The organism is Burkholderia metallica (assembly GCF_001718555.1).
In the GTDB taxonomy this organism is placed as follows: domain Bacteria; phylum Pseudomonadota; class Gammaproteobacteria; order Burkholderiales; family Burkholderiaceae; genus Burkholderia; species Burkholderia metallica.
Genome location: NZ_CP013401.1, coordinates 3,420,480 through 3,435,139, shown reverse-complemented (window position 1 = coordinate 3,435,139; position 14,660 = coordinate 3,420,480). Strand labels below are relative to the sequence as shown.

The following is a 14,660-nucleotide window of genomic DNA, read 5'->3' as shown; positions in this document are numbered from 1 at the left end:
CGGCATTTCCCGTTCATCGGTCGGCATCGTTCCGCAACCTGCGCATTTCGTCCGAATTTCTCCGCTGATCGTGCCTGCCGCTGCGTAAGCCGGCGGATTGAGCCGCCGATTGATTTATGTAATGATATCCATTCTCATTTTCATGTTGCCGGGCGGCGCGCATTCCCTGCGTGCCGCCCGTTGTTTTGAACGAATGGAACCTCTCGCGTGAACGCGCCCGAAACGATCAATCCGCCCGATGCGGGTATTGCCCGCGCGGGCGTCACCGTGCTGCACCCGGCGGCCCGCCCGCTGAGCGACGACGAACTGGCCGCGCGCCGCCAGCGTTCGCGCCGCGCGACCTTCATCAAGTGGCTGCGCAAGGTGCATGGCTGGGTCGGGCTGTGGGGCGCGATGCTCGGGCTGCTGTTCGGCGTGACGGGCGTGCTGCTCAATCACCGCGCGCCGCCGCTGAAGATTTCGACCGGCGAGCCGCAGGTCGAGGAGATGCAGATCGCGTTGCCGGACCCGGCGCCGAAGACGCCCGCCGCGATGACGAAATGGCTGCAGCACGAACTCCATTTCGACGGCAAGCCGGGCCGCGTGCGCAAGGAGCCCGCGCAGCCCGTCGCGTGGGGCGACAAGCGCGTGATGCAGCCGGAACACTGGCAGATGGGCCTGTTCGGCCCGCACCAGAACCTGCAGGCCGAATACTGGGTCGGCAACGGCTACGTCGCGGTGAAGCGCACGGGCAACACGTTCCTGACGACGCTGAACAACCTGCATCGCGGCGTCGGGATGAATCTCGGCTGGGTGCTGCTGATGGACACGATCGCGGGTTCGCTGATCCTGCTGTCGCTGACCGGCGTGCTGCTGTGGACCGAGCTGAACAAGCGCCGGACGGTCGGCGTCGTGCTGGTGGTCGGTTCGGTCGCCGCGGCGCTCGCCGCCGGGTTGACCTGATCGACGCCTCGCGCCGGCTTCACGCCGGCGCGCGGCGGCCGGTCGGCATCGCCCGCTTTGCGCGTGGCGCCCGCAGACCGGGCGCCCCCCGCGCGGGTGCGGCTCAGAGCCCGCAGGCCGCGCCGCTGTTCGCGGCGATCTCGCGCGCGGCCTTCGCGCCCTCGACCTGCAGGATCGTCGGCAGCGACACGTTGTTCTTCGCGGCGGTGATCTCGGCGAGGATCGAGATCGCGATTTCCGGCGGCGTCCTGCTGCCGATGTAGATGCCGGCCGGCCCGTGCAGCCGGGCCAGTTCCGCTTCGTTCAGATCGAATTCGCGCAGCCGCTCGCGTCGTGCCGCGTTGTTGCGCCGCGAGCCGAGCGCGCCCACGTAGAACGCGGGCGTCTTCAGCGCTTCCATCAGCGCGAGATCGTCGAGCTTCGGATCGTGGGTGAGCGCGATCACGGCCGAACGCGCGTCGAGCTTCATGTCGAGCACCGTATCGTCGGGCATCGTGTGCACGACGCGCGTGCCCGGCACGTCCCACGCATCCGTGTATTCGTCGCGCGGATCGCACACCGTCACCTGGTAGTCGAGCCCGACCGCGATCTGGCACAGATAGCGCGACAACTGGCCGGCGCCGATCACGAGCATCCGGTAGCGCGGCCCGTGGATCGTCACGAGCCGCTCGCCGTCGAACGCGAGTCCGTCGGCCGCCTGCGCGGGCGACAGCGACGCACGGCCCGTCGCGAGCGTCATCGTGCGCGTGACGAGGCGGCCGGCCTCGACTTCCGCGCACAGCGCGGCAATCCCGCTGTCGCGCGTGAGCGGTTCGAGCACGAGCTGGATCGTGCCGCCGCAAGGCAGCCCGAAGCGGTGCGCTTCCTCGGCCGTCACGCCGTACTTGAGCGCTTCCGGGCGCGCATCGGCCGCGATGCCGCTCGCGTGCACGCGGGCGATCAGGTCGTCCTCGATGCATCCGCCGGACACGGAGCCGACCACGAGCCCGTCCTCTCGCACCGCGAGCATCGCGCCTTCGGGGCGCGGCGACGAGCCCCACGTCTTCACGACCGTCACGAGCAGCACGCGGCGGCCTTCTTCGAGCCAGCGCGCGCTGGATTTCAATACATCGAGATCGACGCTTTCCATCATCTTCTTCCTGTTGCCGGGCGCCCGCCGATGCGGGGCCGCCGTTCGATGGCGCGATTATGAACCGGCCGCGGCAAGCGTGCAGGGGGCTGGAAGGCGGAAGAGGGGCGCGGGGCCGATGCACGGCCCCGCGGATGCGCACCGTGCCGCATGCGGCACGGCGGCGCTCAGTGCGCGTCGTGGTGACCGTGCGCGAGCTTCGAGTGGTGACGCGAGTACAGGAAGTAGATCACGAGGCCGATCACGAGCCAGATGCCGAATGCGGCCCACGTGACGGGCTGCAGGTTCAGCATCAGGAACAGGCACGCGGCGACCGCGAGGATCGGCACCACGGGCACGCCCGGGCAGCGGAACGCGCGCGGCAGGTCGGGGTGCGTACGACGCAGCACGAGCACCGCGATCGACACCATCGAGAACGCCGCGAGCGTGCCGATGTTGATCAGCTCGGCGAGCACGTTGAGCGGCACGAGCGCGGCGATCAGCCCGAAGAACAGGCCGACGAGCCAGGTGGTCAGGAACGGCGTCGCGTAGCGCGGATGCACGCGCGACAGCGTCGCCGGCAGCAGCCCGTCGCGCGACATCGCGAAGATCACGCGCGTCTGGCCGTAACTCATCACGAGAATCACGGTCAGCATGCCGAGCACCGCGCCGAGATCGATGAAGCCGGCCACCCACGTCTCGCCGGCCATCTGCAGCGCATACGAGATCGGGTGCGAGATGTTCGCGTACCGGGCCGACGGCACGATGCCGGTCGCGACCGCGGCGACCGTCACGTACAGCACCGCGCACACTGCGAGCGACGCGATGATGCCGATCGGCAGGTCGCGCTTCGGATTCTTCACTTCCTCGGCGGCCGACGACACCGCGTCGAAGCCGATGAACGCGAAGAACATCACGGCCGCCGCGCCGAACACGCCGTTCCAGCCGTGCGGCATGAACGGCTTCCAGTTCGCCGGCGTCACGTGGAACAGGCCGACCGCGATCACCAGCAGCACGACCGACACCTTGATGAACACCATGATGTTGTTGATGCGGGTCGACTCGCGGATGCCGATCGACAGCAGCGTCGTGATCACGATCATCACGAGGAACGCGGGCAGGTTGAACCACGTGACGACGCCGGGTACCGCGCCGGGCGCGGCCGTCAGCACGGTGGGCAGCGTCAGCCCGAAGCCCTGCAGCAGCGACTGCAGGTAGCCCGACCAGCCGACCGACACGGCCGACGACGCGAGGCCGTATTCGAGCATCAGGTCCCAGCCGATGATCCACGCGACGAGCTCGCCGAGGGTGGCGTACGAATACGTGTAGATCGAGCCGGCGACGGGGATCGTCGACGCGAATTCCGCGTACGACAACGCGGCGAGGCCGCACGCGATCGCGGCAATCACGAACGACAGCATCAGCGCGGGGCCGGCCTGCACGGCGCCGGTGCCGGTCAGCACGAAGATGCCGGTGCCGATGATCGCGCCGATGCCGAGGAAGGTGAGATCGATCGCGCCGAGCGCTTTCTTGAGCCCGGCGGCATGTGCGCCGGCGATCATGCGATCGACGTTTTTCTTGCGGAAGAGAGACATTGAGGAGGAATCGCCGGCGCGCGCGGGCGCGGTAGCGCTGACTGAGTGAAAACCCGCAATTTTAGCCGATTTGACGAGTAAAACCCGCTGCGGCGCAGCGCAATGCTGCGAAATCGTCCGATAAAACAAGCGCTTGCGCGCGCGGCGGGCGCCACGGACGGCGACGCGGCAGGCGCCGCGCCGCGGGCGCGGATGAATCGGACGAACGGGGGCGAACCGGGCCGAACCGGACGATTCGGGCCCGGCGGGAACATCACGCGCCGGCGGTGGGCGCCATGTCGACGAGCCGGTTGCTCATCACGTAGAACGTGAGCTCCGCGTTGTTCGACAGCCGCATCTTCTCGAGCAGCCGCGACCGGTACACGCTCACCGTCTTCACGGACAGCGACAGCGTGTTCGCGATGTCGGTGAGGCGCTTGCCCGACGCGAGCATGCAGAGCGTCTGGTATTCGCGGTCGGACAGCTTCTCGTGCGGCAGCGGCTCGTTCTCGAACGACACGTATTCGGCGAGCGCCTCGGCCATCGCGGGGCTCACGTACTTGCGGCCGGCCGCCACCTGCTGGATCGCACCGATCATCTGCGCGGCGTTGACCGTCTTCGACAGGTAGCCGGCGGCGCCGGCCTTCAGCGCGCGCACCGCGTACTGATCCTCGCGGTACATCGAGAACATCAGCACCGGCGTGCGCGGCAGCTTGCGCTTGAGGCGCTTGAGCACCTCGATGCCGTTCGTGTCCGGCAGCGAAATGTCGAGCAGGATCACGTCGAATTCCTGTTTGTCGACAGCGGCCATCGCGTCGCCGCCGTTCTCGGCCTCGGTGACGTCGCGTGCGACGCTCCGGTCGATCAGCAACTGGCGGATCCCTTGCCGGACGATCGCATGATCGTCCACGAGCAGGATGTTCAGGCTCATGACGACCTCACGAAAGCGACGCGCGGCGGGCCGCGACGGGCACCGCGAGCAGCGAATCCCACGCGAAGCGCGCGGTGACGCGCGTGCCGCGGCCGGTTTCCGGCGTGGCCGTCTCGAAGCGGCCGCCGAACGCCTCGCAGCGCGCGCGCATGCCGGCCAGCCCGTAGCCGGCGCGGCGGCTGCGCGAGAAACCGGTCCCATCGTCGGAGACGATCAGTGACAGATGCGTGCGGTCGGTGGCGATCCGCACGTCGGCCGACGTCGCGCGCGCGTGCTTCGCGACGTTCGACAAGGCTTCCTGCGCGACGCGGAACACCGCGAGCGCGCCGGCGCCGGCGAGCTGCGTCAGGCGCGCGTCGGCCGCGCACACGAAGCTGGTGCGCAGGCCCGTGCGGGCCGCATGGGCGTCGACCCACGACGACAGCGCACCGACCACGCCCGCGTCGAGCGCCGGCGCGGCGCGCTCGTCGATCAGCCGGCGATTCGCGTCGGTCGCGGCGTCGAGCGCCTGCTGCGCTAGCGCCAGCGCGCGCAAGCAGCCGTCCGGCGCATCGGCCGGCAGCCACGTTTGAACGTTTGCGAGTGCGAACCGCGCAGCGGTGAGTTCGGCGCCGAGCCCGTCGTGCAACTCGCCGGCCAGATGGCGGCGAGCCGCTTCGTCGGCGGCGAGCAACTGGGCGGACAGCACGGCGATCCGCGCGGCGGAGGCGTCGCGTTTCGACGCGGCGCCGGCAATGGGCGGAGTCGCGGCGCAGCCCGGCACGAGCTGTTGCGACGGGAACGGGGCGTGGGCGCTCGAAGGCGCGTTAAGCGACGTATCCATGACTCTCCCTGCTGTCAGAAAGCGGTTCAGACACCGGCTGGCTGCGTGGATCGGCTGCCGTTTCGATGACGGTCGCCGCCAGAGAATCGCCCTCTGCCGAGGTAACAAAAGTTACATCCTGTAACACTTGCATCCGACCCTTCCACCCTCATCCGAACGGCAACCACGCGCGGCGAATAATATCTCAAAAATTCCGAAAAGGTCATGTCGGGCGGACATTTAAGGGTAAATGTGAATAATCCGAATGAACCTGTTGTAGGAAAAACACTGACGCCCAAGCACCGTCCGATGGCGTATCCAAATGTAACTATTTGATGTGGGATGATCCCAATTTGTTACGAATTCGCCAAGTGTGGACGAAAAAAAACCGGAGCTTTCGCTCCGGTCCTTGATGACGCGCAAATTCGGGGATCGATCAGTCCACGAACGCGCGCTCGATCACGTAGTGGCCCGGCGCGCTGTTCTTGCCTTCGACGAGGCCGGCCTGCTTCAGCAGGTCGGTCGTGTCCTTCAGCATCGCGGTGCTGCCGCACAGCATCACGCGGTCGTTTTCCGGCGAGAACGGCGCGACGCCGAGATCCGTGAACAGCTTGCCCGTGGCGATCAGGTCGGTGATCCGGCCTTCGTTGTCGAACGCTTCGCGCGTGACCGTCGGGTAGTAGACGAGCTTTTCCTTGATGATGTCGCCGAGGTACTCGTGGCCCGGCAGGTCGTGCTTGATGTAGTCCATGTACGCCAGCTCGCCCTTCAGGCGGCACGTGTGCGTGAGGATCACCTTGTCGAAGCGGTCGTAGATGTCCGGATCGCGGATGATCGACATGAACGGCGCGAGGCCCGTGCCCGTCGACAGCATCCACAGCGTCTTGCCCGGCAGCAGGTTGTCGGCAACCAGCGTGCCCGTCGGCTTCTTGCCGATCAGCACCGTGTCGCCCACCTTCAGGTGCTGCAGGCGCGACGTCAGCGGGCCGTTCTGCACCTTGATGCTGAAGAATTCGAGATGCTCTTCGTAGTTCGGGCTGACGATCGAGTAGGCGCGCGCGAGCGGCTTGCCGTCGACCTCGAGGCCGACCATCGTGAATTCGCCGTTGTTGAAGCGCAGGCTCGCCTCACGGGTGCAGGTGAAGCTGAACAGCGTGTCGGTCCAGTGATGGACGGATTGGACGGTGGCGGTGTCGTATTTGCTCATGGCTTTGAAAACGGACGCGCGTGGCGAACGCGAGTAACGGGCCCAAAAACGGGCAAAAAAACCGAGTGCGTCGGCCCGATCGCGGATCGGCCGGCCGGCGCGTCGGACACGCGCCTTCTCGATGACAGACGTTTGAGGAACTGGTTATTTTACCCTGTTGGCGCGGATCGCGGGCTTGACCCCCGTGGCCGCGCGGATTTGGCGCAACGAATCCTTTCAATCCACTTTCTTTTTCAGCGCTCGGCCGCGAGTTTCGCGCCGAGGCCGACGAGCGCCACGCCGCACAGCGCGTCGAGCGGGCGCCGCACGCGCCGGTAGCCGCGCTGCGCGCGCGGGCTCGCGAACAGGCAGGCGACGCACGAGTACCAGCCGGCCGACAGCACGCCGATCGTCACCAGCACCGCGCCGTTGAACCACAGCGGCACGTGCGCGGGCAGCATCGCCGCGAACACGCTGGTCCAGAACGCGCACGATTTCGGGTTCGTCAGGCACGTGAACAGGCCGCTGCGATACGCGCGCAGGTAGTCGCGCGCGTGCGGCGCGGCAGCCGGTGCGCGGGTGTCGGGCGCGTCGGCCGGCGCCGCGTCGCGGCGCACGCCCGCGCGCAGCAGCTTGAAGCCGAAATACACGAGATACGCGGCGCCGCCGATCCGGATCGCCTCGTACAGCCATTCCACCTGGTGCAGCACGGCCGCGAGGCCGAGCATCGCGAGCGTCGCCCACGCGACCGACGCGGTGCCGACGCCGAGCGCCGATGCGGCGCCGAGGCTGCGCCGGCCCGCGAGCGACAGTTGCGAAATCATGAAGAAATTCGGGCCGGGGGTGATCGCCGCGACGAGATAGACGACGGCGATTTGCAGCAGGATCGGCAGGTAGGTCATGGCGGCGCGGCCCGGCGGCGGGCGCTGGCGGAATGGGCAAGCCGTTAATGTAGCGCGCGCCGCGCAACCGGGCTGCTATCGGGCCGACATCGGGCCCACATCGGGCCGATTGCGGACCGAAAGCGACCGATTGCCGGAACGTTATTGCGGGTCGAGGCGCAGCCGCGCGATGTACGGCAGATGGTCCGACAGCCACGCGGCTTCGCCGGACGGGGCGCGCCATTCGAGCGGCGTCAGCCCGCGCACGAACATCTTGTCGAGCGCGAGCGCCGGCGAGAACGCGGGAAACGTGCGGCCCGATTCACCGAGCAGCGTCGCGACCTCGGACAGCCCGATCTCGCCGAACAGCGCGACCGAATCGTTGCGCCAGTCGTTGAAGTCGCCGGCGAGCATCAGCGGGCCGTCGCCCGCGTTGCGCACGATCCAGTGCGCGATCCAGTGCATCTGGCGCAGCCGCGCGGCGCGCGTGAGCGCGAGGTGCGCGCACAGCAGCGTGACCGGGCGCGCACCCGCGAGCGTCGCGCGCGCGACCAGCAGCCCGCGCCGTTCGAAGCGGTGTGCGGAGATGTCCCAGCGGCCGCCGAGGTCGAGCGGATGCGGCGACAGGATCGCGTTGCCATGCCGCCACGACGGCTTGAACACGTTCGGCCCGAGCGCGATCTGCCAGTCGAGCGCATGCGCGATCTCGGTGGCCTGGCAGTGCCATACGTCGTCGACCGCGTCGTCCATCGGCGCACCGAAGCCGGTCGCGAGCACCGGGCGCGGCATGCGGCGCGCCATCGCTTCCTGCAGGAAATACACGTCGGCGTGCGTCGACTGCATCCAGTTGCGCATCGCGTTCCACGCGGTGAAGCCGAGCGGCGAGCGGCCCTTGTGCAGATTCCAGCTCACCGCGGTGATTTCGTCGGGAGCGGCGTGCGGTTCGGCGAACGGCAGGGACAGGGCGTCGGCGGACATGACGCTCAATCCTTCGCGACGTGCGCCCGCACGCGGTACACGAGGTGCGGATGCTGCTCGACGAGCGTCCAGTCGGTCCATGCGTCGGCGCCGACCGTCAGGCCGGGGTGGCTTGCGACGATTTGCCGCGGCGACGCGGGCACGCACGGATCGGCCGGCTTCGCGTTTTCGTCGTCGAGCGTTTCCTGCACGTCGAGCGCGAGCGACACGGTGTTCGCGCCCGCATCGACGGTGAGCGGCGCGACCGTCACCGAGCGCGAGCGCTCGGTGGGCACGACGCGCGCGGCGTTGCCGCAGCCGACCGGCACCGCGGACGGGTAGCGATGGGTGTCGGTACGGGACTGACCCACGGTGGTGCGTTGCTGGAACGTGTCGATGGTCTGACCGTCGCGTACCACCTGGATCTCCCATGCGACGGAAGCCGGCGCGGGGCTCTGCGCATGGGCGGCGAGCGCGACGCTCGCGAGCAGGACGGCCAGGCCGTGTTTCAGCATGAAACGTCTCCGGAAACGCGCAATAGCGGGGAACGGACGCACATCTTACGCCCGATCGATTTCGGTCGCGATGTGACGGGACGCGACGCGGCAGGTTCGGCGCACGATGCGTTCCTGTCCGAAAGGTAGGGTCGCGTCATGCGTTTTCAAGCGAAAAAGCGCGTGAACTCGGCGACCGGCGCGCGCTCGGTGACGAGGCGGTTCTCGATCGCGGCCGGGTCCGCATGGCCGAGCGCCATCCCGCAGACGAACTGTTCGTTGGCGGGAATGCCGAGGTGCTCGGTGATGATCCGGTGAAACGGCACGAACGCGGCCTGCGGGCAGGTATCGAGCCCGCGTGCGCGCGCGGCCGTCATCACGCCCTGCAGGAACATCCCGCAATCGAGCCACGCACCGTAGCTCATCACGCGATCGAGCGTGAAGAACAGCGCGACGGGCGCATCGAAGAAACGGAAGTTGCGCGCGTGCTGCGCATGCATGCGCGCCTTCTCGTCGCGGCCGATGTTCAACAGCCCGTACAGGTCCCAGCCGACCTTGCGGCGCCGGTCGATGTACGGCGACACCCATTCGCGCGGGTAGTAGTCGTACTCGGCGACGTATTTCTCGTCGCGGGCGGGATCGTCGTGGGCAGCGGTGAGCGCGGCGGCGAGCGCATCGCGCGTGGCGCCCGTCGCGACGTACACGCGCCACGGCTGGATGTTGGTGCCCGACGGCGCGCGGCTCGCGGCTTCGAGGATTGCCTCGATCGTGTCGAGCGGCACGGGCGTCGGCAGGAACGCGCGAATCGCGCGGCGCGACGTGAGCGCCGCGTCGACGGCGGCGGCCGCATCGGCATCGACGCGCGGCAAGGCAGTGGGGACGGACATCGGCATACCTTCGGGACGGGTGCGACAGCGCCGCGCGCGCGGCCGGCCAGGCCGGTGCGGCGGGCGGGTTGAACCGACGATCATACGCCGCGGCGCGCCGGCGTGCAGCGCGCGCGGGTGTTAGCAGCAGACGCACGCGGCTGCTTGCTTGCGCGGGGATGCGGGATCGCTACACTGAAATCGTAAGGGTCTGATGATCGTGTGACGGCAAGCAGCAGCGAGGTTGGTATGACGACGGCGATGGTGAAACAGGAACTGGCGGTGGCATCCTTCAGCACGGTGTACGACCTCGAGCAGGTCGAGGCGGCGCTGGGCGACCTGAACGAGAGCGCGAGCGACGCACTGCGCGCCACCTACGAAAAAATGCTCAAGACGGGGAATCTGCGTTTCTGCGTGAAGCCGAACCGGATGCCGTCGTTCGACGCGCTCGGCGAGACGTTGCCCAATTTCGCCGAACCGCTCGACGACGTGCGCAAGCAGGTCGCGCTGTGCCTCGAAACGGACGACCGGCTCGAACTGATGCCGATCCTGCTGCTCGGGCCGCCCGGCATCGGCAAGACGCACTTCGCGAAGGCGCTCGCGCAACTGCTCGGCACCGCCTACCACTATGTGCCGATGAGTTCGCTGACGGCCGGCTGGATCCTGTCGGGCGCGTCGTCGCAATGGAAGAACGCGAAGCCCGGCAAGGTGTTCGACGCGCTCGTGAACGGCAGCTACGCGAACCCGGTGATCGCGGTCGACGAAATCGACAAGGCCGGCAGCGATGCGCAGTACGATCCGCTCGGCGCGCTGTATGCGTTGCTCGAGCACGACACCGCGCGCGCGTTCATCGACGAATTCGCGGAAGTGCCGATCGATGCGGGCAACGTGATCTGGGTCGCGACCGCGAACGATGCGCACGCGATTCCGGAGCCGCTGCTCAACCGGATGAACGTGTACGAGATCGAGCCGCCGGATGCGGCCGGCGCGCGCCGGATCGCGCAGACGATCTACGACGAGATCCGCACGTCGCATGCGTGGGGGCGGCGCTTCCCCGACCTCCTCGGCGACGACGCGCTCGACGTGCTGGCCGCGACGCCGCCGCGCACGATGCGCCGCGCGCTGCTGCACGCATTCGGCGCCGCGCGGCTCGACGGCCGCGATGCGATCGGGCCGGGCGACATCCGGGCCGACGAGGGCGCCGCGAAGCGCCGGCCGATCGGCTTCTGAAGCGGCGGTGCGCGCCCCACGGCGGCCGGGGCGCGCCGGGTAGAAGCCGTGCGTCCCGCGTGATGCACGGTGTCGTCGCCATCGGCGGCACGACCTTCGGCACGCGGGTGAACCGGGACGTACAATCGTCTTCTCTCCCCTCGACGCGCTAGCGGCGCGAAACGTCATGGAGCAGATGGATTGTGTCGTGATCGGTGCGGGCGTCGTCGGTCTGGCGATTGCGCGCGAACTGGCCGCGCGCGGGCGTGAAACGCTCGTGCTCGAGGCGGCCGATGCGATCGGCACCGGTACGAGTTCGCGCAACAGCGAAGTGATCCACGCGGGGCTCTACTATCCGCGCGGGTCGCTGAAGGCGACGTCGTGCGTACACGGGCGCGACCTGCTGTACGAATTCTGCGACACGCATCACGTGCCGCACCGGCGTGTCGGCAAGCTGCTCGTCGCCACCAGCGCCGCGCAGGTGAAGCAACTGAAGGCGATCGCCGCGCGCGCGGCCGAAAACGGCGTGCTCGACCTGATGCCGCTCACGCGTGCCGAGGCGCAGACGCTCGAGCCCGCGCTCGAATGCGTCGAGGCGCTGTTTTCGCCGTCCACCGGCATCGTCGACAGCCACCAGCTGATGCTCGCGCTGCTCGGCGACGCGGAACGCGACGGCGCCGTGTGCGCGCTGAAATCCCCGGTCGAGTCGATCGACGTGCTGCGCGGCGGCCGCTTCATCGTGCGCACGGGCGGCGACGCGCCGACCGAGATCGAGGCCGCGTGCGTGATCAACAGCGCGGGCCTCGGCGCCCAGGCGCTGGCGCGCCGCACGCATGGCCTTGACCCGCGCTGGGTGCCGCCGCTCTATCTCGCGCGCGGCAACTACTTCAGCCTGTCGGGCCGCGCACCGTTCTCGCACCTGATCTACCCGATGCCCGACCGCGCGGGCCTGGGCGTGCACCTGACGTTCGATCTCGGCGGGCAGGCGCGCTTCGGCCCGGACGTCGAATGGATCGATGCGCTGCGCTACGAAGTCGATCCCGCGCGCGCGGGCGCGTTCTATACGTCGATTCGCGCCTTCTGGCCGGGCCTGCCCGACGATGCGCTGCAGCCGGCGTACGCGGGCATCCGGCCGAAGGTCGCGGGGCCGGGCGAGCCGCCGGCCGATTTCGTCGTGCAAGGCGCCGCGCAGCATGGCGTGCGCGGGCTCGTGAACCTGTTCGGCATCGAATCGCCGGGGCTCACCGCGTCGCTCGCGCTCGCGCAGCGCGTGGGCGACATGGCGTCGCATGCGTGACGCGTGCGGCTCGCGCCGGCACGGCGGGCCGCACGAGACGCCGTGCGAAATTCCTTATCTCCGGAATTTCTGCGCGCACATTTATTCGCCGCAGCGTTATTCTGTCGAACGGCTGTCGCCAGAACAGCTTTCAAATCGATAACGTTGGAGCGAGTCCCCCATGAAAACAACCCGTCGGAGTTTCCTGATTACGAGCATTGGTGCGGTGTCCGCGCTGGCGCTGTCGCGCGAAGCGCTGGCCGATGCGCCGATGCTCGCGGAGAGCGATCCGACCGCGACGGCACTCGGCTACAAGGCCGATGCCACGAAGGTCGACAAGACGAAGTACCCGAAATACGCAGCGGGCCAGGATTGCGCGGCCTGCATGCTGTACCAGGGCAAGAAAGGTTCGGCCTCGGGCCCGTGCGGCGCATTCCCCGGCAAGCAGGTGTCGGCGAAGGGCTGGTGCAGCGCCTTCTCGAAGATGGGTTGAGCCCCGTGCGGCATCGTGCGATGCCGCATTGCGGCGCAAACCGCAACACGCCCGCCGTCGAAAGACGGCGGGCGTTTTTATTGCTTGAAAACGGTTTCTGTGCGGGCGGCCTCGTTACGTGTACACAGGGCAGGTCGATGCCGGCCCGAAGCGCTTTGCCAGGGGCGAGGGTGATGTGACCGTCTCTTTGGCGTGTCTCGCGTGACTTATGGAAGTTGCGTCAGGATTCGATCGTAAAGAGAAGGCGGGAGATTGATCGTCTTGAGGACATCGCCGTCGGGATAGGTCAATGAGTTCTCTGTCCAAGTCAGGCTGACGAGGACCCCCGACGTGTCCCGGTAGGTTCGCTCGGCACGAAGCCGCATATTGTCTTTGCCATACAGCCTCAGAATGATCGTATCTCTGAAGTAGCAGTATTTCGCGACATAGCGACCGTCAGGCGAGTATTCGGTCACCTGGTCTCGCGGGCTGCAGGCCGCACGCAGTCGCGCGTCCTGCCAGTAGCGCCATGCAATACCGAGCATGATCAGGGCAGCGAGCGTGACGACGATGCGTCGGATCGAGACGCAGAGCATTTGCCTGGCCCGCTGCGGTCGGCCATCGTGACCCGACCAGATGAAACGTAGCACGCGAATCATCGAGATCGATGCAATCACGATAACCATGCTCGCCAATAACAGGACGAGCGTACCGATACTTGTGGATTCTCCGGCGGTACTCACGAAAACACGATCTCGATAGGTTGGGGGAGGGTTACGCAGCGATAGTCAGAGAAGATAATGAAGTCGCCGCCGCGCCGATGCCGTCGCTGCCACTCGCGAAACGACTTGTTTCTGACCGGATAGTAGATGTTGTCTCGAGATCGTTTGCCTTCGACGACAACGGGATAGTCCAGCCAGGGAATGCCGGCAATTCCGGCTGCGCCCGCTGCGGGGACGAGGACGACACGCTTGTGGTTCCAATGCCCGAGATATTGCGACTGATTGTCGCTCCTGTCGGAAAATGTATAGTTGTCGCGCACGTAAAGGTAAATCGATGTGACCGTTGCGCGACGTGCCTCCCGGTTGAATTCGGCATACGCGACTGCCGCATAGATATTGAACGACCCCAGCGCTCCCGTCAGGTCATCTGGGATTCCACTGTTGGTCAGGCGCTTCAGGATGAACTCGTCGAGTTTTTGACCGAACGTACTTTCAACGCCTGCGAACTGGAACTGGAAGCGGTTGTGCAATTCCACGAGGTTTCCATTGCAAAGCGACAACGCATCGATCGTCGCGTCCGGGGTTCGGACACGAGACAGGCACTTGCGAAGCGCTTCGACGGCTCTGGGTGTGATCAACCGCTGCCTTTGTTGAAGTGCCAAATATTGCACCTTTGCACGAGGGTAGTTGAGAATCCATTCGAGCTTGATGGATCTCATGTCGTACATGTCGGCTGGATAGGGCTGACCGTCCTGATTGATGCATAGTGCCTCGTCCTTGTCGGTCGGTGAATAGTTCAGCGCTCCGGCAAACCATCGTTCCATCAGCCGCGCGGATACCGGCATCGAGAGTTTCCGCATCGCCCCGGGGATCTCCTGGATATCCAGCGGTGCGATTGCTTGTTTCTTTTCGCGCTCTGCTGTCGGTGTGGGTTCGGAATGTTTCGGCGTGTCCGGCGTGTCGAGCCACTTTTTGAATCGCGCGAGCGCTTCTGCAACGGCCAGAAGATCGTCGAGCGATTTGTTCACACGATCCTTGTGAGTCAGGCGTTTGACGGACTGCCTGGCGGGTTCGGGGGGGGGCGGCGTGGCCGGCAAAGGCGGTGGTGCCTGGTCCATCGACAGCTTGGTTTCGCGAACGATTTCGCAGCCGTCGATGCCTTCGCATCGAGCCCATTTCCACAGCAGCCTATTTGCCTTGTAATAGGGAATCTTGTTATTGCCCACGGCGGTGTCCGAGA

Annotated in this window: 15 protein-coding genes; 4 read left to right on the top strand and 11 right to left on the bottom strand. The window is 66.9% G+C overall.

Annotated elements, in window-relative coordinates:
• Positions 1-207 precede the first annotated feature (207 nt).
• Complete coding sequence (locus WJ16_RS15530; RefSeq protein WP_069257812.1) at positions 208-942, top strand: PepSY-associated TM helix domain-containing protein; 735 nt, start codon at positions 208-210, stop codon at positions 940-942.
• 103 nt (positions 943-1,045) lie between these two features.
• On the opposite strand, the gene WJ16_RS15525 is transcribed toward WJ16_RS15530, so the two are convergent.
• The 9 genes from WJ16_RS15525 to WJ16_RS15485 all read right to left on the bottom strand — a co-directional run bounded on the left by WJ16_RS15525 (position 1,046) and on the right by WJ16_RS15485 (position 9,762).
• Positions 1,046-2,071 carry an XdhC family protein gene (locus WJ16_RS15525; RefSeq protein WP_069257811.1) on the bottom strand — a complete coding sequence of 342 codons (1,026 nt, stop codon included), beginning with the start codon at positions 2,069-2,071 and terminating at the stop codon, positions 1,046-1,048.
• Positions 2,072-2,238: 167 nt separating this feature from the next.
• A complete protein-coding gene (locus tag WJ16_RS15520) occupies positions 2,239-3,645 on the bottom strand; it encodes an amino acid permease (RefSeq protein ID WP_069257810.1) in 1,407 nt (468 codons plus the stop codon).
• A gap of 253 nt (positions 3,646-3,898) precedes the next feature.
• Entirely contained in the window at positions 3,899-4,555 is a 657-nt protein-coding gene (gene rqpR / locus WJ16_RS15515; RefSeq protein WP_069257809.1) for a response regulator transcription factor RqpR, read from the bottom strand.
• Positions 4,556-4,562: 7 nt separating this feature from the next.
• Positions 4,563-5,378 carry a quorum system sensor histidine kinase RqpS gene (rqpS, locus tag WJ16_RS15510; protein WP_069257808.1) on the bottom strand — a complete coding sequence of 272 codons (816 nt, stop codon included), beginning with the start codon at positions 5,376-5,378 and terminating at the stop codon, positions 4,563-4,565.
• Positions 5,379-5,793: 415 nt separating this feature from the next.
• Entirely contained in the window at positions 5,794-6,564 is a 771-nt protein-coding gene (locus WJ16_RS15505) for a ferredoxin--NADP reductase (RefSeq protein ID WP_069257807.1), read from the bottom strand.
• Positions 6,565-6,797: 233 nt separating this feature from the next.
• Positions 6,798-7,445 (bottom strand): LysE family translocator, encoded by a 648-nt coding sequence (locus WJ16_RS15500; RefSeq protein WP_069257806.1) that lies wholly within the window; start codon positions 7,443-7,445, stop codon positions 6,798-6,800.
• A gap of 141 nt (positions 7,446-7,586) precedes the next feature.
• On the bottom strand, positions 7,587-8,402 hold the full coding sequence (locus WJ16_RS15495; RefSeq protein ID WP_069257805.1) for an endonuclease/exonuclease/phosphatase family protein: 816 nt from the start codon (positions 8,400-8,402) through the stop codon (positions 7,587-7,589).
• A 5-nt stretch (positions 8,403-8,407) separates the two neighbouring features.
• Positions 8,408-8,896, bottom strand: coding sequence for a hypothetical protein (locus tag WJ16_RS15490; protein WP_069257804.1), 489 nt, complete (start codon positions 8,894-8,896; stop codon positions 8,408-8,410).
• Positions 8,897-9,042: 146 nt separating this feature from the next.
• Entirely contained in the window at positions 9,043-9,762 is a 720-nt protein-coding gene (locus tag WJ16_RS15485) for a nitroreductase (protein WP_069258093.1), read from the bottom strand.
• A gap of 228 nt (positions 9,763-9,990) precedes the next feature.
• Between WJ16_RS15485 and WJ16_RS15480 the strand changes: the two genes are divergently transcribed.
• The 3 genes from WJ16_RS15480 (at position 9,991) to WJ16_RS15470 (ending at position 12,719) form a co-directional block, all read left to right on the top strand.
• Positions 9,991-10,971 carry an AAA family ATPase gene (locus tag WJ16_RS15480; RefSeq protein ID WP_069257803.1) on the top strand — a complete coding sequence of 327 codons (981 nt, stop codon included), beginning with the start codon at positions 9,991-9,993 and terminating at the stop codon, positions 10,969-10,971.
• A gap of 166 nt (positions 10,972-11,137) precedes the next feature.
• Positions 11,138-12,247: an NAD(P)/FAD-dependent oxidoreductase gene (locus WJ16_RS15475; protein WP_069257802.1), complete on the top strand. Its 1,110-nt coding sequence runs from the start codon at positions 11,138-11,140 to the stop codon at positions 12,245-12,247.
• Positions 12,248-12,407: 160 nt separating this feature from the next.
• Positions 12,408-12,719 carry a high-potential iron-sulfur protein gene (locus WJ16_RS15470; RefSeq protein WP_069257801.1) on the top strand — a complete coding sequence of 104 codons (312 nt, stop codon included), beginning with the start codon at positions 12,408-12,410 and terminating at the stop codon, positions 12,717-12,719.
• 206 nt (positions 12,720-12,925) lie between these two features.
• Here WJ16_RS15470 and WJ16_RS15465 read toward each other — a convergent pair whose 3' ends face one another.
• Entirely contained in the window at positions 12,926-13,441 is a 516-nt protein-coding gene (locus tag WJ16_RS15465) for a hypothetical protein (protein WP_069257800.1), read from the bottom strand.
• A complete protein-coding gene (locus WJ16_RS15460) occupies positions 13,438-14,646 on the bottom strand; it encodes a DUF6402 family protein (protein ID WP_236858158.1) in 1,209 nt (402 codons plus the stop codon). Before WJ16_RS15460 ends, WJ16_RS15465 begins: the two co-directional genes overlap by 4 nt.
• Positions 14,647-14,660: the final 14 nt, after the last annotated feature.